Raw genomic sequence first — 23,023 nt, 5'->3', positions numbered from 1 at the left:
TATATGTCGGCGTGTGTCTTATCATGCTGTTTACGGCGCTGCCTCTGCTCCTGCTGGTGATCGCCACCTTCTCCTCCAGCGGGGATCTGAACGCGAAAACCCTTCACTTGTGGCCTGCGGTATGGACTTTTGACAATTACTCGAGAGTGTTCTCCGGTGAAGCGAGCGACGGCAGCCTGCCCCCCTTTCTAACGGCGATGAAAAATAGCGTGGTCGTCGCGCTCAGCTCCACCCTGCTGACGCTGCTTATCGGGATGTTTGCGGCGTATGCCTGCGCCAGGTTCCGTTTTCGCGGCAGGGACGCCTTGCTGGTCTCGATTCTTGGCTTCCGGATGGTGCCGGAAGTGGTGCTGCTGATCCCTCTGTACGTGATCTTCGCCCGAATGGGGATGATCAACCATAAGCCGGCGCTTATCGTGATCTATATGGCCTTCAACCTGCCGTACGTCATTTGGATGATGCAGACGTATTTCCGCTCGATCCCGAGGTCTATGGAAGAATCGGCGCAAATCGACGGTGTATCGCCGCTCGGCATTTTATTCAAGTTTTTGCTGCCGCTGTCGCTTCCGGGCTTGGTGGCCACCGGAATATTCGTGCTGCTGATTGCCTGGGACGAGTTTATGTTCGCCAGCATATTCACTTCGACTTATGACGCCAAGACCATTACGGTGGCGATCTCCGAGTTTTCGAAACGCGGCATGATCGACTTCGGCATGCAGATTACCGGCGGATTGCTGGCATCGCTGCCGCCGATTGCTTTGGCTTTGTTCTTACAAAAATACATCATCAGCGGCCTGTCGGAAGGCTCTGAGAAGGGATGAGAATTATGAGTCAATTTTTCAACGAGGTTAAACAACAACCGGAGGCGATCCGGGAGACGATTCGAAACCATGTTTCCGTCAGCGCGGCCGGCGACAAGCCGCTGTTGTTGACGGGCATGGGCAGCTCCCTGGCCGCTTCCGAACTGCTTGTCTCTTATTTGAACCTGCACGGCATTCAAGCATCGGCTATCGATAATTCCGAACTTATATACTATTATCCCGATTCTTTCCTGGACAAGCATCAGCTTTACATTGTTTCGCAGAGCGGGGAGAGCTTCGAGGCCAAGGAGCTGGCTAAGCGCTACCCCTCGGCCTCGGCCATCACCAACTCTCCGGACGGTTCTTTGGCCGGTTTGGCCCGGGAGGTTCTGCTCACGCATGCGGGAAAAGAAATAGCTATCGCTTCCTCGAAATCTTTTACGACGACGGCGGCTTTGATGCTGTTATTGGGCTCTAAAATGACGGGGAACGATCTGACGGATTCGCTTTATCGGGCGGCTGACGTCATTGAGGAGCATTTGAATAGAGAAGAGGAGTACCGGAAGCGGATCGTCGATTTCATTAATCCGGAGAAACCGCTCGTTCTGCTGGGCCGGGGGCCTTCGGTTTACACGGCGCGGCAGGGTTCCTTGACGCTGAAGGAAACGGCGCGGATTTTTGCCGAGGCCGCTTCGGCTCCGCAATTCCGGCATGGTCCATTCGAATTGATTAAAGAGAATTTGCAAGCCATCTTCTTTAATCCTAAAGGAGCAACTTTCGAAACTAATAAAAAGTATGTTCTGGAAATGGCCGAATTGGGCGCAAAAGTGCTTTATGTCTCCGATGAAGAGCTTGGCCATGAACGCGTCATGTCGTTGGCAATTCCATCCGTTCACGAATACGTGAGCCCCATTCCTTACTCGCTGGTCATTCAGTTAGCCGCCATCGAGTTATCGGCGAAGCGGGGATTGGTCGCAGGGGAAGCCGAAATCATCACGAAAGTAACAGGGAAGGAATAACCCCAGATGATAAATTTGGTAGGTGTAATCACCGCAGATCTGATCCTCGCCCAAGTGAAAGAACGTCCGGACTTTGGCGAAGAGCATATGGTCGATACGATGATTTTGCGGCCCGGCGGCCTGGCCAACACGATTTTCCCGCTGGCCAAGCTCGGCGTCAAACAACGGGTCATCTCCCTTTTGGGCCAAGACGATTACGGAAGCAAAATTTACGACGAGATAGCGCCATTGATAGAAAATGAGCTTGCCCGGACCGAAAAGGGGACGGTGCTGTCCGTATCCATCGTCAAAGAGGGCGGGGATCGCTACTTTGTTACTTATAAAGGGAACGCCTACGATTTAACCGCGGCTTCGGTTGAAAGGGAGCAAGACTTCGACCTTGCGCGTGCGACGCTGTTGTACGGTTATTTCCTGGCTCCGGGATTTGGTCCCGATGCGGCGCAAACCTGTTTGAAACGGGCTAAAGCCGCCGGTCAAATCACTTTCTTCGATGCTAATTCGGCCATCGATGGCTGGAGTTTAAAGAGCAGGCAGGAGATTATCTCCTTCCTGCCGTACATCGATTACTTTATGCCCAATGATGAAGAAATTTTGCATCTAACCGGGGCGAGCGAGGTGGATCAAGCCGCGAAGCACTTGATTTCTTTAGGCGCCAATACCATCATTGTCAAGCGGGGAAGCCGGGGAGCAAGCGCTTATACCCGCTCGGGAGCCGTGCATCATGCCGGATTTCCTGTAAAGGCTTACGATACGACGGGGGCCGGGGATAGCTTCAACGCCGGCTTCATTTACAGCGTGCTGGAGGAGAAACCGCTCGAAGAAGCATTGCGATACGGGAACATGCTCGCCAGTATTGTCGTCTCCAAAAAAGAAGACCGGTACCCCACGCCCGATGAAATTGAGAGAAACATTATGGAAAAGGCGGGCAGGTAACCGGTTGAAATAACCGAATTCCACAAATAAGGGTTTATTCCGCAGGACCAGGTTCTGAGGGAATAAACCTTTTTTTGACGCCATTGAACCTGTGAATTAATTGGTAGCAAAAATGGGTGGATATGGAGCGTGTATCTAGGTTCGTATATCTATTTTTGAACGTAGTATGTGGTATAATGTCAACATCTGAAATTTTATTTTGATTTAGGGAGAATTTGGTAATGAAAATACGTAAAGCAATTATTCCGGCGGCCGGATTAGGGACGCGCTTTTTGCCGGCGACCAAGGCCATGCCCAAGGAAATGCTGCCGATCGTCGACAAGCCCACGATCCAATATATCGTGGAGGAAGCGGTCGCTTCCGGGATTGAAGACATTATTATCGTGACAGGGAAAGGCAAGCGGGCCATTGAAGATCATTTCGACAATTCTTTTGAACTGGAACATAACTTAACGGAAAAAGGCAAGTGGCAACTGCTTAATGAGGTGCGTAAATCGTCGGAAATGGCGGACATTCATTACATTCGACAGAAAGAGCCTAAAGGACTGGGGCATGCAATCTGGTGTGCGCGGAAATTTATAGGCAACGAACCGTTTGCAGTGCTGCTTGGCGACGATATCGTCGAGTCGGAAGTACCTTGCCTGAAACAAATGATTAACGTGTTCGAGGAGCACAAAGCTTCGGTGGTTGGCGTACAGCCGGTAGACTGGAATGAAGTGTCCCGGTACGGAATTGTGGATCCTAGTGTGATTCAGGATCGCGTATATTTAGCCAACCAACTTGTAGAAAAGCCGGAAACCGGCAAAGCGCCTTCAAATTTGGCGATTATGGGGCGCTATATTTTGACCCCGGCTATCTTCGGCATTCTTGAAGAACAGCGAGTGGGCGTAAACGGAGAAATCCAGCTGACCGATGCGATCTCGCAGCTAGGCGATACCGAACGGATCTTGGCCTATAACTTCGAAGGTACCCGGCATGATGTAGGCGAGAAGATGGGCTTCATTCAAACCACCATCCATTATGCGCTGGAAAATCCGGAATTGCGGGATGAATTACTTCGTTTTATGACGAAGATCGTTAGTGCAAATCCAAAAACGGCCTCTCCTGAGTGAGAGACCGTTTTTCTTTATGCTTTAAAAGTTTTGCTGAGTTATTTTGTCAATTTCCCCTTTTTCGTTCGGATCCATTTGCAGCAAGCGATCATATACCGCCTGGTCGGTGGTTCCGTTCTTCTGCAAGGCTGCCAAATACCAGCGGGCGATCTCACGGTTCGTACCATCATTCAAGTCATCCTTGATGCCAACTTTAAAAATCTCCGCAGCTTTTGCCGGATCGTTCAGCATATATTGCATTTTACCGGCGTTTAGCACCATCGGTTGCGTGATTTCAAACGGATTTCCTTGCAATTGACCTTTCGGCAGAGTTTTCAAATGTTCAACCCCGGCAACCACATGCTGATATGCGGCAAGTCCTGTTTTGAAGTAGTCGTCCTTCTTGGCAGTATCCTGTTGATCAAGCGCTTGATAACCTAGCTCATAAGACTGCACAATCAACTGTTCGTACCAATTCATGTCATAGGCGTAACGATCGGCATTATCGCGAAGAACGGCGTAGGCCTTATCGTTTTCGCTATTGGATTGATACAGCGCCATAAGCTGCTTGTACATATTTTTGTCGAACGGTTCTTTTTTTAGCGTATTTGTTAGTAAATTAAGCTCTTCGTTGTAAAAAGACTCATCTTTTGTCTGACTGTACACGGCTTGAAGAAGGCTGGACATATACAATACCGCATCGGGATGATCTCCACGTTTGCTGAGAGCCTTATCCAGCGGTGTTTTAATTTCCTGGAAGTCATTACTTGTGGTGAACAAGTTTTTAGCTTTAACAACGTCTTGGCTTGCCCCAATATAACGGATCGATACAAAGATCAGCACGATCGAGGCAAGCACCATAACCGTGCTATACAGGCCTCGCATTGTGCCTGGCTTCAACTTGAGTTTGGCTACCGGGCGGTTGTCCATCACAGCCGCCATGCCCCCCAGTCCCAGGAAAACAAGCATGCTGATAAAAACAAAACTCATGTTGAAATCCATCAAGCTGTGAATCAGAATCGAAAAAACAAGAATGAAATAAGCAAAATAAGAGTCACGTTCCTGTTCACCGGCCTTGATGTAGCCGCGAATATATTTATAGAAAATAAAGATCAGAAATGCCACAAAAATAATGAATCCTAAAAGGCCGGTCTCGACCAGATACTGCATCACAAAGCTGTGCGCTTGACGGCTGGAGTACGGGTTGTTTTGATACTTTTCAAAAATCGACGCCCATGCACCGCCGCCTGCACCGATGATTGGATAATCTTTAAGAACTTTTACGGCGTCTTTATAGAATGTCATCCGTTCAAGGAAACTGTGCTGCTGCAGGTTAAGGTTTTCCAAACGATCCCCGATGTTGCCCGGCAAAATATGCTTGAGGTTCGTGCCCAGGAACAGCCAAGCCAGGATACCGACCACAACGACGGAAACGACCGGCAGCCCCAGGGTGGACAGCTTTTTCTCGGCCCATTTGCTAAGACCGCTTTCCAAACGAGGAGCTGCATAACGCTGGATCAGCCATACGATCACGGTAAGCGCCAGCGAGGCGCCAAGTACATAAAACCAGCCTTTGGCCGGATCATTGATTTGCCCCAGGTGGAATTGCTGGCCGAGGTTCGTTACCGGTTTGGCGATCACCAGCGTGGCAACACCGGCCAGCACGCAATAAACAATCCACAGAATTTGTTTGGCCGGCTTCAGGAATAACAACAATACGACGAAAACGACAGGTAAGAATACCAAGCCGCCGCGCGATAACGTCAGCAAAATCGAAAGCACCATCGGTACCAGCATAAATGCATGAACCGCTTGGCCGTACCACTTTTTAGAGCGGGTGATGCCGAACACGGCGATGAAGAAGAAGGCCATCAGGAACGCAGCATAAGTATTAGGATATTGGAAAACAGATGCGAGACGTGGACCATTTGCGTCAACCCAAACTGCCTGCGTGTATTGTCCATTAACGACAATTCCCGAGAACCAGCCGACAATGGCCGACACGGTTCTTCCCTGACCGAGCCAGTTGAATAAGCCGAACAGCACAATCACGTAAGCAACCGTAATCAAGGTCGTCTCAATCATCCGGTTAGCCTTGTGATTTTGCAGCAAATAAAGCCCCATAATGAACATAAACGCATAAAGCGATTGAATCAGCACCATATTGGAAGCAAAGTACTGGCTTGCCGCCGAAATTAGTGCGATAATGTAGGTTATGGGAATTAGGAGCACAAACAAGGCTGTCCAGTCCCGTTGGTCTTCCAGCTTGATATTTTTGAAGAAAGCCGCGGCCCATGCCAGCAGCAGCACGCTGCCGACAAGAACCGACCAATAGATCGGCTGCTCAAAATTTAGCACAAGCCCGTTAAACACACCGGCTTGGAATGGGGCCCAAACCATAAACAAAATTAAGCCGACTATCAACAACCATAACGCCGCAGGTAACTTTTCCCCGTTTCTCGACGCTGCGGCCTTTTTCCCGTATACTGGATTCGACACGTATTTATCTCCTTTGCTAATAGATACGTTAGTATTTTAGCATAATGAAAGATTAGGAGCTAGATAAGCGTCTGTTATGGAAGTTACTAACTTTGGGAAACCAATATTCAGGAAGAGAGAGTTTTGTATGAATAAGAATCGAATTTTGTTGCGTTCTGCCATTACATTCCTTCTAATATGGCTAGTTATTTTGATAAGCTATGAGGTAACTCACGTTTATGGGGCTGCAAAAAAAGTAGAATTGGATTTGCCGAAATTTGGAACCCGCATTCATGCTGGAATAGATCACTTAGAATTGAAAACAATTAAGTTTAAAAAAGTGATAAAACTGGATGGGTGGGCTTATATAAATAAACATAATGCAGAATCTCAAAGTACCTATATAGTACTGTATTCTCAAAATAATCAATATATTTTTGATTCGCAGAAAGTGATTCGAAACGATCTACCAGCAGCGCTTAACAATGACAATGATCGTGTGGAGAATGCCGGTTTAACATCACTTATCGATATGACACGAGTAAAGCCGGGTTCTTACCAAATAGGATTTTATATTATGAATAATGATTCCAATGAATTTACACTGTCCAATATGAGCATTAATAAATCTAAAGTTGGTATTGAGTTCAAAGAAAACGTAAATACCAAGCATAATATCAAAATTCAGAAGGCGAATTCAAAAGTTCAAGCAAATCTTGAAGAGGTATCCCAAAATAATGGGGAAATTAGGTTTAAAGGTTGGATTTTCATAGAAGGCAAATCGTTAGAAGGGGCTAAGGTTTATATTGTTCTTAAGAACCGAGATAAGGAGATCATCTTTGATACAGAACCCCAGTTTCGTAAGGACGTAACGAAATACTTTGGGGGAGTCCAAGATTACGATAAGAGTGGCTTTATAAGTAATATAAGCAAAGTTGACTTAGGTAAGGGCAAATATCAAATAGGCGTATATATTGTCAATGGAGATGCAAGGGGAATGTATTGGTCTGAAGAAAGTATAGGTGAAGAGTGATGCAGTTAATTAAGAACTTTGCTGGGGATGTCTACAGAAACAGAAAAATTATTTTCTCCTTGGCCTTAAATGATTTTAAAATGAGGTATGCCGGGTCCTATCTAGGTATTGTTTGGGCATTTATACAGCCCATAATGACGATTCTTGTTTATTGGTTTGTTTTTCAAGTGGGATTTCGATCCGGATCGGTTGAAAAAGTACCGTTTATTTTATGGTTTATGTCAGGGTTGATTCCATGGTTCTTTTTTTCCGAAGCCCTTATGAGTGCAACGAATTGCTTTTTTGAGTACAGCTACTTAGTGAAAAAGGTATTATTTAAAATAAGTATATTGCCAATCGTAAAGATTGCATCTTCGTTATTTGTGCATTTATTTTTTATAGGTGTAATGATACTTATATTTGCGTTATATGGAATATATCCATCAATATATACGCTGCAATTGTTTTATTATCTGGTTTGTTTAGTCGGTGTTACCGTTGCATTAAGTTATATAACCTCGTCTATAGTAATTTTTACTAAAGATTTCGGGCAGGTAATTGGTATAGTTTTGCAGTTTGGAATGTGGTTCACACCAATTATGTGGAATTACAAAATGCTCTCTGAAAATTGGCGGTGGTTATTTAAAATCAATCCAATGTATTACATTGTTGAAGGCTTTAGAGATGCCATGTTCAATCAAATATGGTTCTGGGAAAAATGGAATGAAACGTTATGGTTTTGGGATATCACATTAATTTATTTTGTGCTTGGTTTCATCATTTTCAAAAAACTAAAGCCACATTTTTCAGATGTGTTATGAGGTGTTAAAAATAATGAGTAACCTAGCAATAGAGATCGAGAATTTAAGTAAGACATATAAGCTTTATGATAAACCTCTAGACAGATTAAAAGAATCTTTAAGTATTACTAAAAAACATTATCACCGTGATTTTAATGCCCTCTCTAATATTTCTTTTTCTGTAGAGAAAGGTGAGACTGTCGGTATAATTGGTAAAAATGGCTCGGGGAAATCTACATTATTAAAAATAATAACGGGCGTTTTATCGCCAACTAGTGGCAGAGTTGCGGTGAATGGAAAAATTTCAGCTTTGTTAGAATTAGGTGCAGGGTTTAATTTAGAGTTCACTGGCATTGAGAATATTTTTTTAAATGGAACAATGATGGGCTACTCTCAGCAAGAAATGGAAAAAAAGGTTGACGCTATAACTGAATTTGCTGATATTGGTGACTTTATTTACCAACCCGTAAAGACTTACTCGAGCGGTATGTTTGCAAGGTTAGCCTTTGCAGTTGCTATAAATGTAGAACCCGATATTTTAATTGTTGATGAGGCATTGAGTGTAGGGGATATTTTCTTCCAAAATAAGTGCTTCAAAAAGTTCGATGAACTAAAAGAAAAGAACACAACGATTTTATTTGTATCCCATGATATCGGCAGTATCCGCCAGATGTGCAATCGTGTTTTATGGTTGGATTCTTCGCAACAAATTATGTTTGATGATAAAGATACTGTATGTTCTCAGTATCTTAATAGAAGATTTATGGAAAATAATATGATGAATCAGGAACTAGTAAAGGATTTGAAAAATGATCGCATAGAAATGAAATTAGTTGAGGGGGCAAATAGGGAATTTCCGAAAATAATAACTTTGGGAGATAATAATTTGTTGTCCGATGATGTAGAAATCCTCTCTTTCTTTATAACAGATATTAATGAGAATAGAATTACTGAATTGGAGGTGGAAAACACTTATAAGTGCCACATAGTGGCAGAATTTAAAAAGGATTTAAATAATTTAATAGCCGGATTTGTCTGGGAGAATAATAAAGGGGTTTCTTTGTTTGCTTTTAATACCTTTATTCAAAGTAAAGCTAACTTTGAAGCCAATAAGGATGATATTGTTGAAGTCATATTTGAGTTCCAGTTGCCTAAAATAATGAAAGGCGAGTATTTACTTAGCCCTGCCATAGCGCAGGGGATTCAAGATCAGCATGTCATGCTTACTTGGTTGTCAAATGTTGAAAAAATCCATGTAATCAATCAAAATTTCAATCTATCCTTAATTGAACTTGACTCGGACATTGAATTAAATAAGTACAGCAAAGATTTAGTAATTATTAAATAAAGAAGATGGAGGTTAAATTATGGAATTCACTGGTGAAAGATTTGTATTGGGTAAAGCTAGTGGAGGAATCGAAACGGAACATCTTCATAGATATTACTCTTTGCTAAAAATGGCATCAGGTAAAAAAATTCTGGATGCTGCTTGCGGGGAAGGATTCGGATCCGCTATATTGGCGAAAAATGCTCAATATGTGTGTGGAATTGATATTAGCAACGAGGCGATATCTTATGCTAAATCAAATTATCAGCGATATAACCTGGAATTTAAACAGGGATCTATTGAGAACTTGGAGTTCGAAGATGACTATTTTGACATGGTTGTTTCTTTTGAAACCATCGAGCATGTAGACGAAGGGATGCAGGAAAAATTTTTAAACGAGATATTCCGTGTTTTGAAAAATGATGGAATCCTTATTATGTCAACACCGGATAAGTATTTGCATACTGATCTTCCGAAACATAATAATCCATTTCACATAAAAGAATTCTATTTTAATGAATTCGCTCAATTTCTAAAAACAAAATTTAAACATGTAGAATTTTTTAACCAAACTATCGATAATTTCGGATTGATTCTGAACTATGATGTCAATTCACGAGAATACATTAAAATTATTAACGAGGCGGATTCGGATAGATTTGGAAAGTATATCATTGCCCTGTGTTCTAATGCTGAAATTCAAGATAAGAGCATTTTAAACACCTTGTTCTCTCATAAAGAAGAAAATCAGGTAAAACCTCAATCTGATAGTGATTTTCTACAAATCTTTTGGGATAATAATAACAGTTTTATAGAGTACAATTCAGTTAAGGCTGCCTACAAATTCACAAATGCATTTCAAACTCTCAGTTTCTCAATTCCAAATGAATCCGTGGGGAGATTGAGAATTGACATTGGTAATCGGCCTTCAATAATACAAATCAAGAAAGATTTGATCTTTAAAACAAAAAACGAAGTGTCTTTGCAAGAGATTAAAGTTTTAAGTACAGAAGGATTGGTACGTTTGAATGATGAAGATGACTGTTTGAATTTTATTTCATTGTCAAAAGACCCGCAAATTATTTTGGATTACTGTTTTGAAGAACCAACCGAAGATTTAAGCATAATCACAGAAATAAAAGTGACTGATTTTAAATTTGAAGTATGTTTGGAAAAATTAAATGATTTTCATAAGTCTATAATTAAAGACCAATATGACCAAAAGACATTGGATATGGGGGATCTCGATGAGTAATAAGGTTAAGCCAGTTGCTTTTTATTTACCGCAGTACCACCAGGTAGAGGAGAATTCTCGTTGGTGGGGCAAAGGATTTACGGAATGGACTAATGTCGCTAAAGCTAAACCGAATTTTCAAGAGCATTACCAACCACATATTCCTAAAGATTTGGGGTTTTATGATCTTAGCAATGTTGAAGTGATGAGAGAACAGGCTAAAATGGCAGAAATGTATGGAGTGCATGGGTTCTGTTTCTACTTTTACTGGTTTAACGGGAGAAGAATACTAGAAAAGCCGCTTGATAACTATATGCAATCAGACATAAATTTTCCTTTCTGCTTTTGTTGGGCTAATGAAAATTGGACTCGTACTTGGGATGGCCTTGATAAAGAAATACTGTTGGCACAAAATCATAATCATGATGACGATCTCAATCTAATAAAATACTTAATTCCGATATTTAAAGATGAAAGATATATTAAAGTAGACGGTAAACCCATGTTTGTAGTTTATCGTGTGGATTTATTTCCGGATATAAAAAATACAGTGAGAATATGGAGAGAAGAAGCAAAAAAAGCTGGCTTTGAAGATCTACATTTGTGTGCAGTTCAATTTTACGGCATTGACGACCCCCGAGATTGGGGGTTTGATGCTGCTATTGAATTTCCACCGCATAAATTTATTAATCCTGAAAACAAACCCACGCAATTCCCCAATATTACAAACCCTAATTTTGTTGGCGGGATTGTTGATTATCCTAAGGTGGTCTCCCAAGCCATTCAGGCAAAATCCAGAGATTTTATTTGGTATAGAGGTATAATTCCTTCGTGGGATAATACGGCTAGAAGACAGAATAACCCGCATACTATTATTAATTCGTCGCCTAGCCTGTATCAATATTGGTTAAGAAACATTGTTGATTATACGGAGAACACTTATTTGGAAGAAAACAGATTTATATTTATCAACGCTTGGAACGAGTGGGGGGAAGGATGTCATCTAGAGCCTGATTTGAAGTATGGACATGCTTACCTTGAGGCGACTGCAAAAGCATTAATGAAACTTGATTTTGATTTTAATGAATTGATTGAATGCGTGTCTCTTACTAATAGTGAAATGAAAAGGTTTGCTGAAGAATACTCCAAAGCTGTATCCCTCTCAGTATTGTATGCGAATGAGAATAGAGCGTTAAATATGAAGTTGAACAGCAGGGTTGTGACAGCATATTTTACAAAAAACAGAATCAGAGAAAGGTTGAAGAAATACCCACGGATATATAAATTGACAAGAGCTGTTTATTTAAAACTACGGGGGAAATAAAATTGAAGAGGATAGCAGTATTTGCGCATTATGATAAGGATGGTAAACTGTCGAAAAATACGTTGACTATAATACAGCAACTTGAAAAAGTATGTGAGAGAATTATTATGGTATCTACAAATCTTAATTATGATGAAATAAAGTTGTTACCATCAAAAGTTGAATGCCATATACGAGATAATGTTGGATATGATTTTTACAGTTATAAATTCGGTATTGAACTGATAAAAAACCTATATGTTTATGACCAGTTGATTTTAATGAATGATAGCTTCTTTGTTTCTTCTAAGTTTAATATTGAAAAATTAATAGCACGTGTGGATAACAGTATTTATGAAGTGTGTGGACTTATCGATTCGTATCAATTTAACTACCATGTTCAAACATTTTTTGTTGTAATTAAAAAAGAGGCTCTGTTTAGCGTATGGTTTAATGAATTTTGGAGTAATGTCACAGTGCTCGATACTAAAATTGATATCATATTCAATTACGAGATAGGTTTATCTCAATCTGCAATTAGCCATTCGCTGCTGGTAGGTCCTTGTTTTGACTGGAAATCGGGAAGTTATTTTAGAGCTTATATAAATAGTATTCAAAAAAAACGGCTGAATTTACTTTTATTAGGTCTCTTTAACTATAAATATTTAAGAGAAGGAAATGCTAGCCACCTCCTTTGGAAAGAAATATATGATGAATTCGGCATATGTAAGTGGGAAGTAATAAGAATGTATCCCGAAGTGATGCGTTATATTGAGCGTGTTGGAAATGAATTCGAAACCTTGGAAGTTCGAAACTATTTAGATACTAAGGCGTCTTTTTATCAAGAGAAAAAAATCGATGATGCGTTAGTTATCGACAATCACACTAAAATCGTTGAACGGTATTCTTTGGGCGAAATATCAAAAAAAGGACGTAACGAAAGTAGTGTTGCTGTAGTTGTTCATTTGTTTTATTTAGAATTGCTTGATGAAATATTGTCATATCTCCGAAATATACCAATAAAATTCGATCTGTATATTTCAGTGGTGAGTCTTTCATCCGCTATTCAAGTAGAGAAAAAATTGAGCTATTTTACCAACGCTAATGTTTACATCTATTGCGTTAAAAATCAAGGAAGAGATGTTGCCCCTTTTATTTCCTTAGTGAATACCGGAGTGTTGGATGAATATACTTGCGTTTGCAAAATTCATTCTAAAAAAAGCCTATACAGCAATCAGGGTACTAATTGGAGGCAAGATATTTATAACGAACTCCTTGGTTCAACCAATAGAGTTTTATCAATTATAAGTGCCTTCAGAAATAGTCATGATATTGGAATTATTGGGCCCGAGAAATCATATTTAACCAATGATGAGTTTTGGGGAGCCAATCGCGAAAGAGTATACGAATTATCTAGAAAAATTGGAATTGAAAGTGATGAGGTATCATTGGGCTTTTTTGCGGGGACTATGTTCTGGTTTAACCCTAAAATTTTAAAAAATATTAAGGATTTAAATCTAATACTAAATGATTTTGAAGAAGAAAATGGTTTGCAAGATGGAAGTTTTGCACATGCTATTGAAAGGTTTTTCACTTTAGCTGCAAGAAAAGAGAATTTCAAGGTTACTACTGTTGAATTTCTTGATTCAGATGTTCTGAATAGGGATTATAGTCAGAGGAAAGTCCCGGTTTTGCCTTAGTTAATTTATTTTTGTTTAAGGGGAAAAATATGTTTGAAAATATAAAAACCTCTCTAAAATCTAATTCTATAGTATCTTTAGTTGCAGCTAGTTTACTAATTTCTTTGTTGTTAACATTCCCTATTCTAAAGAATACTTTAATGTTCCAACCAAGTATAAAAGATTTTTCTGAACATATTATGTCATCTGCGACATCTGAGAATGTAAATGTGGCTACACGAATTAAATTTTATTACTCCATTTTTTTGGAATAATTTGTTTGTTCTTTGCTTGTTTCTTTTCACTGCTCATTTTTTTGGAAAAAAAATTAAATAGCAGTAAAGATTACTTTATATATATAAAGAATTTATCTTTTATTGGCATTTTTGGGGTTATTTCTAGTATTTTATCTGCAAGCCAAGATTATTCAGTGTTTTTTATTGGTGGTGTAGTTTTATTAAGTTTATTATTTTTTAAGTATGATAATCTTAATTTTGATATTTCTATGATCTTATGGAGTAGTCTCTTGGCAATACCTATTACTCTTTTTATTAGAGTTATTTTATTAAAGTTTACTTATTCCAAATAAGCTGGACTTTACAGGAATTATATATTTCATTGTTATTTGGTTTTTGATTGCAGCCGTTCGGGATGTGTTTGATACTTATGAACTATTAGCATATTTATCAGTGAAAGCCCCGAGACTGGGATATAAAGTTATTGAAATTCCGGTGACCTCTTATCCTAAAGGTAAAGTGCCTACTAAAATAAGTCCCTTGCGAGGTAATTGGTTGCTTATCAAAATTTTACTAAACTTATTTTTTAAAAAGTATGATATAAACTATGATAATAGAAGCTTAAATAAGGAGGAATGAAAGAAACCGGAAATTAAATGATCATACCGGGAGACGCTTTGTCAGATCTTTGAGAATCCGCTTCTGCAACACTTCCTTGGCTTGACAAAATATCAATCAACTCATTATCTGAGGATGCGCTCGAATGTGGACAAGCCAGTAGCTTAGCTTTTTCTCGCTGAACTTGCCTTCTACCGCATTGCACGCGGCCGCATCGGCTGTTATGATTCTTTTTCTACTGTACCGTCCATTATTACAAAGAGAACGCTCCGGCACTGAGGACTGCCATCAACGGACCTTTAGGGGCTATAGTCGTTGGTGATGCACCATTAAAAGAGACTTCGGCTTCTCTTTTTGTTTCTATGCAATGGCTATCGTAAATTGTGACTCGTTAAGCAAGATTACAGTCAGATGTATCGAATAGGGGATGCAATTGTAGAAAAATCCGTATTAGAATAAATGGATTGACAGAAAAGAGAGAGTGACTAGTGAAAAATAGTAAAGTAAATATGTTGAATTCAGTGTTATTACTGATTGTGTTTTTTGTTTTTCTTCTAGTGATAAACTATAATACACCAATGATTGGTGAAGATTTCGCACTTTCTCCAACACTTGATGCTAAACAAAACTTATCTTTTTTAGACTCGTTACATTGGATCGTAGGAAGAGTTCACAATCAATCTATGAATTGGAATGCTAGATTAGGTGAACAACTGGCTATAGTATTTTTGACTTTTAATAAAGATATTTTTAATATTTTGAATAGTTTAATGACATTAATATATGGTTACTTAATATTTATTTATGCATTTAATAGGAAATTCAATTTGGAGAATAAAAGCGATATTTTTTCTGTTCTATTGATATGTTTACTTAACATTGCATATATGCCTGCGTTTGGGGAAATTTTCTTTTGGGAGACGGGAGCAACTAATTACTTATGGAGTCTCGTTATATTACTTATTTTTGGCCTCCCTTATAGAAGGATGCTGTCTCAAGATGAGAACTTCATGTCGAAGTATCCAAAAATATTAATACCTTATTATTTTCTTAGCTTTATAAGTGGTATGACCAATGAAAATACAGTATTCGCTTTTGCTGGGTTAGTATTTATAGTGTTTTTGATTAGAATTTTTAGAAAACAACAAATATACCGATGGATGTATATAAGTTCAGCGTTGTACACTTTGGGTATTGTTTATTTGTTGACTTCACCTTCTACTAAAAATAGAACGAATTACTATAATGAAGTCTTTGGCATAACTGAAATTAATTTAGGCACATATTTAGCTAGATTTAAAAATGTTACATTAAGTTTTTTAAATACAAACCGAGACATTTTAATTGTTTTTCTAGTTGTGTTGTTCTTGTTTTTTGTATTTTCTAAAATAAACACTTCAATAAAGACAAAGCTTCATAAATTGCCTGTTGTGCTTTTCTTAGTTCTATTATCAGGTGCTTCTGTTCTGGTTCTTATTATGGCTCCGTACATTGAAAAGAGGGCGTTTTTTCTATCAATCACCATGATAATTGTGGCAATTACTTATATGACAGTTTCAATCTATAATGAATTCGCCAATACTTTAAATAGATATATAGAGTTAATTGTTATAATTTCCTTAGTTGGAACATCTTTGTTATTCGGTTATAAAATATACAGTGTTTATTATAAATTTAATAATGAGGCAATCCTCAGAAATGCGCAAATTATTAGTGCTTCGGTGGAATCTAGAGTGGTGAATGTTGAACCCTATATTACAAAAACAACAAGACTACTAGATCCAAGAGAGGATTATGTAAAAGGGAATTATCAATATTATAGATACTATAATTTAGATGAAATTACTATTTCCCCAAGGAATTCAGATAAAGAAATATTATATAACATTGAAACCAAAGAAATTGCTAATAATACTTTAAAAATTAAGGGGTGGGCTTTTCCTAATAATCCTGCATTTCCTACAAATTTATTTAGGTATTCACTTATTTTGAATTCTGATACTAAGAGATATATTTATTCAGCATCTGTCCAACAGAGACCTGATGTCACAGAGTATTTCCATAAAGTGTATGATATAAATCTAGATAACACAGGTTTCTTAGCTGAGATTCCAGTTTCAGAATTAGACAACGGAATTTACAAAATCGAAATATTACTCGAGTATGATAATAAAATATTTATGCAAATGACCGAACATGAAATTAATATAGCTAAATAAGATTGTTACTAATAGGAAATCTATGTTTTAAAACTTAAGGTAACATACTTTCGGGTATTTGAAAGGGCAAAATGAAATTTATGATAGTATTTTTTAGAAAATATAAAGAGATAATTATGTTTGGAATTTTTGGAATTTTAACAACACTTATTAATGTTATCTCTTTCTATATTTTTCATTTTTATATTAATTATTTATTAAGCAATGCTATAGCATGGTTGATTTCAATATTATTTGCTTATATTACGAATAGAATGTATGTTTTCAATAGCACGGTAAGCGGACTGAAAAATATAATAAAAGAGTTTAATTTATTTTTGATTAGCAGACTGCTATCAGGCGTTTTAGATATGGCATTAATGTTTATCTTCATCGACTTTCTTCATTGGGATAATTTTAGTTCGAAGGTTTTGGTAAATATATTTGTAGTAATTACTAACTACTTATTTAGCAAGTTACTCGTTTTTAACTTGAGGGGAAATGATAATTAATGAGCTTTATTTCAATTATAGTTCCATGTTATAACGAACAAGATGCACTTCCGCTTTTTTATGATGAAATTATGAAAGTTATTAATTTAATGAAGGAGCATACATTTGAGCTATTATTTATAGATGATGGCTCAAAGGATGATACTCTAAGTATCTTGAAAGCATTACAAAATAAGGATAAAAGAGTTAGATATATTTCTTTTTCAAGAAATTTTGGTAAGGAATCTGCTATATATGCAGGACTAGAAAATGCTATGTATTCAGAAGATGGACTAGTGGCTATTATGGATGCAGATTTGCAAGATCCCCCGATGCTATTGGTAGAAATGTATAAAAGTATCATAGAAGAGGGCTTTGATTGTGTAGCGACTAGGAGAACCACGAGAAAAGGCGAACCTGTTGTACGATCTTACTTTGCTCGCAAATTTTATAAATGGGTTAATAAATTATCAAAAACTGAAATTGTTGAAGGTGCAAGAGACTTTAGACTAATGACTCGTCAAATGGTAGACTCAATTTTGAAAATGACAGAGTATAATCGTTTTTCAAAAGGGATATTTGCTTGGGTTGGATATAAAACAAAATGGCTAGAATATGAAAATGTTGAACGTGCTGCAGGCAATACAAAATGGTCATTTTGGAAACTACTCATATATGCACTTGATGGCGTCGTTGCATTTTCAACTGCACCCTTAGCAATTTCATCGGTTATTGGATTCATATTTTGCATTATTTCGTTTATTATGATTATGATAATAATATTAAAAACGCTTTTATTTGGTGACCCTGTTGCAGGTTATCCATCTTTAGTGTGTATAATCTTTTTTATTAGCGGTATACAACTATTCTGTATTGGGATAGTAGGCCAATATCTTTCTAAAACTTATATGGAGACAAAAAAACGTCCTATTTATTTAATTAAGGAAAGTAAATAATCTATTTGATTTAATTGTGAGATCTGTAAAAAGAACTAATTTCTTTATCATTTTATGGTATGCTAAGTAAACTTCATTAAAATATTAGTTGGGGTGGTAGTTAAATGAAAGGGATAATTTTAGCAGGAGGCACAGGCTCACGCCTGTATCCATTAACCAAAGTGACCAATAAACACTTACTGCCGGTTGGTAAGTATCCAATGATTTTTCATTCCGTTAGTAAACTGAAGCGGGCCGATATCACTGACATCCTTGTCGTTACCGGTAAAGATCACATGGGAGACGTCGTAAATCTTCTCGGCAGCGGTAGTGATATGGGCGTTTCTTTTACCTATAAGGTTCAGGATGAAGCTGGGGGAATTGCTCAGGCTTTAGGATTGGCAGAACAGTTTGTGGGTGATGACCAAGTTGTCGTTATCCTTGGGGATAATGTGTTTGCCGATGATATTTCTCCATTTGTGGCCAATTTCAAAAAGCAGCAAACAGGAGCGAAAATTCTTATTCAAGAGGTCCATGATCCTAAACGGTTCGGGGTTCCTGAGTTGCAAGGCAATCGGATTGTTTCTATTGAAGAGAAACCTCAAAATCCTAAGTCGAATTATGCGGTAACCGGAATCTATATGTTTGATCATAAAGTTTTTGAGATTGTAAAGACACTTAAACCGTCCGCCCGCGGCGAATTGGAAATCACCGATGTCAATAATGCATATATTGAACGTGGAGAGCTAACTTTTGATGTTCTGCAAGGTTGGTGGACGGATGCAGGTACCCATGCGTCGCTGGCTCGTGCTAACGAACTCGCAAAGGACCTTGTATTTGGTGAAGAGTTTGGGAAACTTAAGCTTTAGATAGATAGAAAGGATGGCTGACGATGAAACTGAACTCGCTTAAATTGGACGGTGCAGCACTGTTAGAACCAATGGTGCATGGCGACCACCGGGGTTTTTTTATGGAAAGTTACAATGAGTCCGTGATTCGTGGGCTCGGTATCAATTATGAGTTTATTCAGGACAATCAGTCGCTTTCGGCGGAGCCAGGCGTATTGCGGGGACTGCATTACCAGTTGAATCCCAAGGCGCAAACGAAGCTGATTCGGGTGCTTACGGGCGCCATTTATGACGTTATTTTGGATATTCGCAAGAGCTCGCCCACTTTTGGTCAATGGGTCGGAGTTATTCTTAGTGAATACAATAAACGCCAACTGTTGGTTCCTAAAGGCTTTGCACATGGTTTTTGCACTCTCGTGCCAAACACACAAGTTCTATATAAAGTGGACGAATATTATTCTCTGGAGCATGACCGCGGCATATTATGGAATGATCCGGAGTTAAATATCGATTGGCCGGTCAGTGAGCCGTTGCTTTCGGACAAAGACCGGAGGCATCCGACATTCGCGGAAGCGGAAATGAATTTCGACTAGGAGGACCTTTTTCATGAAACTGTTCGTAACAGGCGGTGCCGGATTTATCGGCAGCAACTTTGTATTATACATGTTAAACCAGCATCCGGATTACCAAATCGTAAATGTGGATGCGCTGACCTATGCGGGAAATCTGGAAAACCTGAAATCGGTAGAAGGTAATCCAAACCATATCTTCGTGAAGGCGGATATTACGGATGCAAAGACGATGGATGAACTGATCGGTCAAGGCGTTGACGTGGTAGTCAACTTTGCGGCGGAGTCGCATGTGGACCGGAGTATTTTGGAGCCGGATGTTTTTGTGAAGACGAATGTGCTGGGGACCCAGGTGCTGCTTGACGCGGCTAAAAAGCATGGCGTTAAGAAATACGTACAGGTTTCTACGGATGAAGTTTACGGGACTTTGGGAGAAACGGGGTTGTTTACTGAGGAAACGCCGCTCACGCCTAACAGTCCCTATTCGGCAAGTAAGGCCGGAGGGGATCTGCTTGTACGCGCGTATCACGAAACCTTTGGACTGCCAGTGAACATAACACGCTGCTCGAACAACTACGGACCTTATCAATTCCCGGAAAAGTTGATTCCTCTCATGATTTCCAAGGCATTAGCTGATGAGGTGCTTCCAGTGTATGGGGATGGGTTGAATGTACGCGATTGGTTATACGTAGAAGATCACTGCAGTGCGATAGATCTGGTGATTCACAATGGCCGAAATGGCGAAGTTTATAACATCGGGGGAAATAACGAGCGGACGAATTTGCATATTGTGCGGACGATACTGGAGCAGCTTGGTAAACCGGAATCCTTGATCAAACATGTGCAGGACCGTCCTGGACATGACCGCCGCTATGGCATTGATCCTACCAAGACCATGCAAGAGCTCGGTTGGAAGCCGAAGCATTCTTTTGAAACCGGAATTAAAGAAACGATTCGTTGGTACTTGGATAATAAGGAATGGTGGACCCGCATTCAATCTGGTGCATACCAGGAGTATTACGTCAAGCAGTACGGCGACCGTCTGGGTGAGCGCCCATGAGAGTGCTTGTCACCGGGGCCGGAGGACAGTTAGGAAAAGATGTCGTAGGGCTTTTTGAGCAAGCCGGACACGAGGTTCTGCCGTGTGATCGAGCTTCGCTGGACATAACCGATTACGAGGTGTGCCTAAAACGCGTGCAGGATTTCAAACCGGATGCGATCATTCACTGTGCGGCTTATACCGCCGTCGATCAAGCGGAAACCGATATTGATGGTGCCTATGCAGTAAACGCAGTAGGAACTAGAAATATGGTCGTTGCAGCCGAACAGGTGCAGGCTAAATTTTGTTACATCAGTACGGACTATGTCTTCGATGGAAATGCAACTTCGGCTTATCATGAATTCGATAATACTGATCCTCAAAGCATTTACGGCAAATCGAAGCGGGCGGGAGAAGTGCTCGTGCAAAGCTTGTCTTCCGCGTTTTTTATCGTTCGTACTTCTTGGGTGTACGGGCTGCATGGCAATAATTTTGTGAAAACGATGTTGAAACTAGGCCAAGAAAAACCGCTGCTTAAGGTCGTGGATGACCAAAAAGGATCCCCTACTTATACGGTCGATTTGGCAGCCTTCCTTCTGGAACTGGTACAAACGGAAAAGTACGGGATTTACCACGCTTCAAATACAGGAGAATGCACTTGGTTTGAGTTTGCCCAAGCGATTTTTGCGGAAGCTGAAAATGTTTGGGGGGAAGAATATCCGGTTCGGGTAGAGCCTTGCACGACGGAGGAATTTCCGCGTCCTGCTCCACGTCCGCGGAATTCGGTGATGGATCTTCTATCGATCCGTACGAATGGGTTGCAGGAGATGCGGCCTTGGCGGGAAGGATTGAGGGCGTTTTTACTGGAGCTCAAGGAAAACCAAGGGAGTTGATTCGTTCAATGTGTTATGTATCGTCCGCCGCTTGGCGGACGATAGAATCCTTCTCCGATACTACACCTTCCCCACCCACATCTCCCCCACCGAAATCTTTATCCGGCTGAGCCAAACGGTAAGGAACAAACTGATGGAGGCGCACAGAACAAAGGAAATCACTGTTTGCGAGTATACGTCCAGCATATACAAATAATCGATCGCCAAACGGCTGGTGAAACTCAAGACGAAAGCGTGCATGAGATAGGTGCCGAAGGAATATTTGCCAAACAACCCGAGAAGCTGGGTAAACTTCGTTGGTTTGCCGGCCAGCTTCATCGCGGCGGCGAAGACGAGCACGATCAAAGCGATGATGGCGATCATCATCAACGGTTTAAGCGGCGCCGTTACGTTGGCGCTGTAGAGATATAGATCGCCGGTGGAACTGCCGGCAATTCGAACGATATCGTCAATAATGAAGTAAAAGCAAACCGCCAGAGCCGCGATGGCTATATACTTGGCTTTGGCGACAAATTTCTTCCACGTTTCGTAATACAGCCCCGCCAAACCGCCCAGTACAAAATAAAACATCCAGAACAGGAAGTTCCGGTCCAGATAGTCAAAAATAAAAGCAAGCTGCGGATTGTCCGAGGCGATCATGCCTTTGGACAAGGCGTAAACCAAAATGAGATTCACCACAAAGAAAATGGCCGCGACGAGTAGATTGAGCCATGTTTTTCTTTTTTTGGACATCAGCAATCGAAAGCATGGGAACAAAATGTAAAACGGTATGATCATCACCATAAACCATAGATGATATGAGGCTTTCCCCGTAAGAGCGGCTTCTAACAGATTAAGCAGCTCATTCCAGGTCGTTGATGCCGGAACGCCGCTTAAGAAGCTGACCCAAACAAAGTAAAAAACGGTCCAGGTCAAATAGGGCAGGATGATTTGCCGGAATCTTTTCCGCAAAAAGCTCAGATAGTTCAGTTTACCGTCATAATTATAAAATAACACCACGCCCGTGATAAAAACGAACAGCGGAACCGCGAAGCGGATGAATCCGAGGAACGTCGTCCCGGCGATGATGGATGGGGCGCTCACATCCGGTTGGTAAAAGACGCCGGCGATGACATGCTGCAGGACGACCGCCAAAAACGCAATCCCACGCAAGATTTCTATCTCTTCCAATTTTGCTTTTCTCAAAGAAATTCCTCCAGAAGCTTTTGTCATAAAATTACCATAATGAAAAAGTGTCGCCCCGTCAACCGAAGTGTACGTAGGAAGTCACGTTTGGTATAATGAACTCGCCACATAAATACGGCAGGAATTATTATAATTTCGAGTTCAAAAAGTCAGGTTTTCAGCACCGAGAAGGTTGGATGAAGCTAGGGACGTAAGGAGCGGAGCGTACGTTTTGGGTACGTGAGCACCGGAAGGCCCGGCTGAATTCAAGATTCGATGTCGATTAAGCTACTTGACCTGCTTCGTGATCAAAAGATGACTTTCTGAACTACCTCTATAAGAAAAGGAAACTTTAA

19 protein-coding genes are annotated in these 23,023 nt (G+C 40.1%); 17 read left to right on the top strand and 2 right to left on the bottom strand.

The genetic code is table 11. The features are described 5' to 3' along the window. Window positions 1–11: 11 nt before the first annotated feature. From NYE69_RS32150 to galU, 4 genes are all read left to right on the top strand, one after another. Window positions 12–821 carry a carbohydrate ABC transporter permease gene (locus NYE69_RS32150; RefSeq protein WP_340930104.1) on the top strand — a complete coding sequence of 270 codons (810 nt, stop codon included), beginning with the start codon at window positions 12–14 and terminating at the stop codon, window positions 819–821. Between the two features lie 5 nt (window positions 822–826). Then, window positions 827–1,819 (top strand): SIS domain-containing protein, encoded by a 993-nt coding sequence (locus tag NYE69_RS32145; protein ID WP_340930102.1) that lies wholly within the window; start codon window positions 827–829, stop codon window positions 1,817–1,819. A gap of 6 nt (window positions 1,820–1,825) precedes the next feature. Further along, window positions 1,826–2,752, top strand: a complete 927-nt coding sequence (locus NYE69_RS32140) for a carbohydrate kinase family protein (RefSeq protein WP_326044641.1) — start codon at window positions 1,826–1,828, stop codon at window positions 2,750–2,752. 221 nt (window positions 2,753–2,973) lie between these two features. Beyond that, entirely contained in the window at window positions 2,974–3,864 is an 891-nt protein-coding gene (gene galU / locus NYE69_RS32135; RefSeq protein WP_340930100.1) for a UTP--glucose-1-phosphate uridylyltransferase GalU, read from the top strand. A 21-nt stretch (window positions 3,865–3,885) separates the two neighbouring features. On the opposite strand, the gene NYE69_RS32130 is transcribed toward galU, so the two are convergent. Beyond that, window positions 3,886–6,342 carry an O-antigen ligase family protein gene (locus NYE69_RS32130; RefSeq protein WP_340930099.1) on the bottom strand — a complete coding sequence of 819 codons (2,457 nt, stop codon included), beginning with the start codon at window positions 6,340–6,342 and terminating at the stop codon, window positions 3,886–3,888. 127 nt (window positions 6,343–6,469) lie between these two features. Here NYE69_RS32130 and NYE69_RS32125 point away from each other — a divergent pair, with 127 nt between their 5' ends. The 13 genes from NYE69_RS32125 (at window position 6,470) to rfbD (ending at window position 21,503) form a co-directional block, all read left to right on the top strand. Continuing rightward, window positions 6,470–7,354 carry a hypothetical protein gene (locus NYE69_RS32125; RefSeq protein ID WP_340930097.1) on the top strand — a complete coding sequence of 295 codons (885 nt, stop codon included), beginning with the start codon at window positions 6,470–6,472 and terminating at the stop codon, window positions 7,352–7,354. Further along, complete coding sequence (locus NYE69_RS32120) at window positions 7,354–8,154, top strand: ABC transporter permease (RefSeq protein ID WP_340930095.1); 801 nt, start codon at window positions 7,354–7,356, stop codon at window positions 8,152–8,154. The genes NYE69_RS32125 and NYE69_RS32120 overlap by 1 nt, the downstream gene beginning before the upstream one ends. Before the next feature lie 13 nt (window positions 8,155–8,167). Continuing rightward, the gene (locus NYE69_RS32115; protein ID WP_340930094.1) at window positions 8,168–9,481 is read left to right on the top strand and encodes an ABC transporter ATP-binding protein; all 1,314 of its coding nucleotides are present in this window, start codon (window positions 8,168–8,170) and stop codon (window positions 9,479–9,481) included. A 19-nt stretch (window positions 9,482–9,500) separates the two neighbouring features. Continuing rightward, window positions 9,501–10,715: a class I SAM-dependent methyltransferase gene (locus NYE69_RS32110; RefSeq protein WP_340930092.1), complete on the top strand. Its 1,215-nt coding sequence runs from the start codon at window positions 9,501–9,503 to the stop codon at window positions 10,713–10,715. After that, window positions 10,708–12,018 (top strand): glycosyltransferase WbsX family protein, encoded by a 1,311-nt coding sequence (locus tag NYE69_RS32105; protein WP_340930091.1) that lies wholly within the window; start codon window positions 10,708–10,710, stop codon window positions 12,016–12,018. Before NYE69_RS32110 ends, NYE69_RS32105 begins: the two co-directional genes overlap by 8 nt. Window positions 12,019–12,020: 2 nt before the next feature. Then, window positions 12,021–13,697 carry a rhamnan synthesis F family protein gene (locus tag NYE69_RS32100; RefSeq protein ID WP_340930088.1) on the top strand — a complete coding sequence of 559 codons (1,677 nt, stop codon included), beginning with the start codon at window positions 12,021–12,023 and terminating at the stop codon, window positions 13,695–13,697. 1,321 nt (window positions 13,698–15,018) lie between these two features. Then, window positions 15,019–16,749: a DUF6056 family protein gene (locus NYE69_RS32095; RefSeq protein WP_340930086.1), complete on the top strand. Its 1,731-nt coding sequence runs from the start codon at window positions 15,019–15,021 to the stop codon at window positions 16,747–16,749. A gap of 71 nt (window positions 16,750–16,820) precedes the next feature. Next, window positions 16,821–17,240: a GtrA family protein gene (locus NYE69_RS33855; protein WP_155620323.1), complete on the top strand. Its 420-nt coding sequence runs from the start codon at window positions 16,821–16,823 to the stop codon at window positions 17,238–17,240. Next, window positions 17,240–18,175 (top strand): glycosyltransferase family 2 protein, encoded by a 936-nt coding sequence (locus NYE69_RS32090; protein WP_340930084.1) that lies wholly within the window; start codon window positions 17,240–17,242, stop codon window positions 18,173–18,175. The genes NYE69_RS33855 and NYE69_RS32090 overlap by 1 nt, the downstream gene beginning before the upstream one ends. Before the next feature lie 104 nt (window positions 18,176–18,279). Continuing rightward, the gene (locus NYE69_RS32085) at window positions 18,280–19,023 is read left to right on the top strand and encodes a sugar phosphate nucleotidyltransferase (RefSeq protein ID WP_340930083.1); all 744 of its coding nucleotides are present in this window, start codon (window positions 18,280–18,282) and stop codon (window positions 19,021–19,023) included. Between the two features lie 23 nt (window positions 19,024–19,046). Beyond that, window positions 19,047–19,595: a dTDP-4-dehydrorhamnose 3,5-epimerase gene (gene rfbC, locus NYE69_RS32080; protein ID WP_340930081.1), complete on the top strand. Its 549-nt coding sequence runs from the start codon at window positions 19,047–19,049 to the stop codon at window positions 19,593–19,595. Window positions 19,596–19,608: 13 nt separating this feature from the next. Then, on the top strand, window positions 19,609–20,631 hold the full coding sequence (gene rfbB, locus NYE69_RS32075; RefSeq protein ID WP_328270617.1) for a dTDP-glucose 4,6-dehydratase: 1,023 nt from the start codon (window positions 19,609–19,611) through the stop codon (window positions 20,629–20,631). Further along, window positions 20,628–21,503 (top strand): dTDP-4-dehydrorhamnose reductase, encoded by an 876-nt coding sequence (rfbD, locus tag NYE69_RS32070; protein ID WP_340930079.1) that lies wholly within the window; start codon window positions 20,628–20,630, stop codon window positions 21,501–21,503. Before rfbB ends, rfbD begins: the two co-directional genes overlap by 4 nt. 60 nt (window positions 21,504–21,563) lie before the next feature. Here rfbD and NYE69_RS32065 read toward each other — a convergent pair whose 3' ends face one another. After that, on the bottom strand, window positions 21,564–22,688 hold the full coding sequence (locus NYE69_RS32065) for an acyltransferase (protein WP_340930078.1): 1,125 nt from the start codon (window positions 22,686–22,688) through the stop codon (window positions 21,564–21,566). Window positions 22,689–23,023: the final 335 nt, after the last annotated feature.

Origin of the sequence: Paenibacillus sp. FSL R5-0527 (assembly GCF_038008055.1) — a bacterium.
GTDB lineage: Bacteria > Bacillota > Bacilli > Paenibacillales > Paenibacillaceae > Fontibacillus > Fontibacillus macerans.
Note: the sequence above shows the minus strand (reverse complement) of the source record. Positions and strands in the feature narration are given on the sequence as shown.

Coding starts and splice junctions, on each gene's coding strand:
- NYE69_RS32145 (WP_340930102.1), top strand. CDS start 827: ATGAGTCAATTTTTCAACGAGGTTAAACAACAACCGGAGGCGATCCGG.
- NYE69_RS32140 (WP_326044641.1), top strand. CDS start 1,826: ATGATAAATTTGGTAGGTGTAATCACCGCAGATCTGATCCTCGCCCAA.
- galU (WP_340930100.1), top strand. CDS start 2,974: ATGAAAATACGTAAAGCAATTATTCCGGCGGCCGGATTAGGGACGCGC.
- NYE69_RS32125 (WP_340930097.1), top strand. CDS start 6,470: ATGAATAAGAATCGAATTTTGTTGCGTTCTGCCATTACATTCCTTCTA.
- NYE69_RS32120 (WP_340930095.1), top strand. CDS start 7,354: ATGCAGTTAATTAAGAACTTTGCTGGGGATGTCTACAGAAACAGAAAA.
- NYE69_RS32115 (WP_340930094.1), top strand. CDS start 8,168: ATGAGTAACCTAGCAATAGAGATCGAGAATTTAAGTAAGACATATAAG.
- NYE69_RS32110 (WP_340930092.1), top strand. CDS start 9,501: ATGGAATTCACTGGTGAAAGATTTGTATTGGGTAAAGCTAGTGGAGGA.
- NYE69_RS32105 (WP_340930091.1), top strand. CDS start 10,708: ATGAGTAATAAGGTTAAGCCAGTTGCTTTTTATTTACCGCAGTACCAC.
- NYE69_RS33855 (WP_155620323.1), top strand. CDS start 16,821: ATGAAATTTATGATAGTATTTTTTAGAAAATATAAAGAGATAATTATG.
- NYE69_RS32090 (WP_340930084.1), top strand. CDS start 17,240: ATGAGCTTTATTTCAATTATAGTTCCATGTTATAACGAACAAGATGCA.
- NYE69_RS32085 (WP_340930083.1), top strand. CDS start 18,280: ATGAAAGGGATAATTTTAGCAGGAGGCACAGGCTCACGCCTGTATCCA.
- rfbC (WP_340930081.1), top strand. CDS start 19,047: ATGAAACTGAACTCGCTTAAATTGGACGGTGCAGCACTGTTAGAACCA.
- rfbB (WP_328270617.1), top strand. CDS start 19,609: ATGAAACTGTTCGTAACAGGCGGTGCCGGATTTATCGGCAGCAACTTT.
- rfbD (WP_340930079.1), top strand. CDS start 20,628: ATGAGAGTGCTTGTCACCGGGGCCGGAGGACAGTTAGGAAAAGATGTC.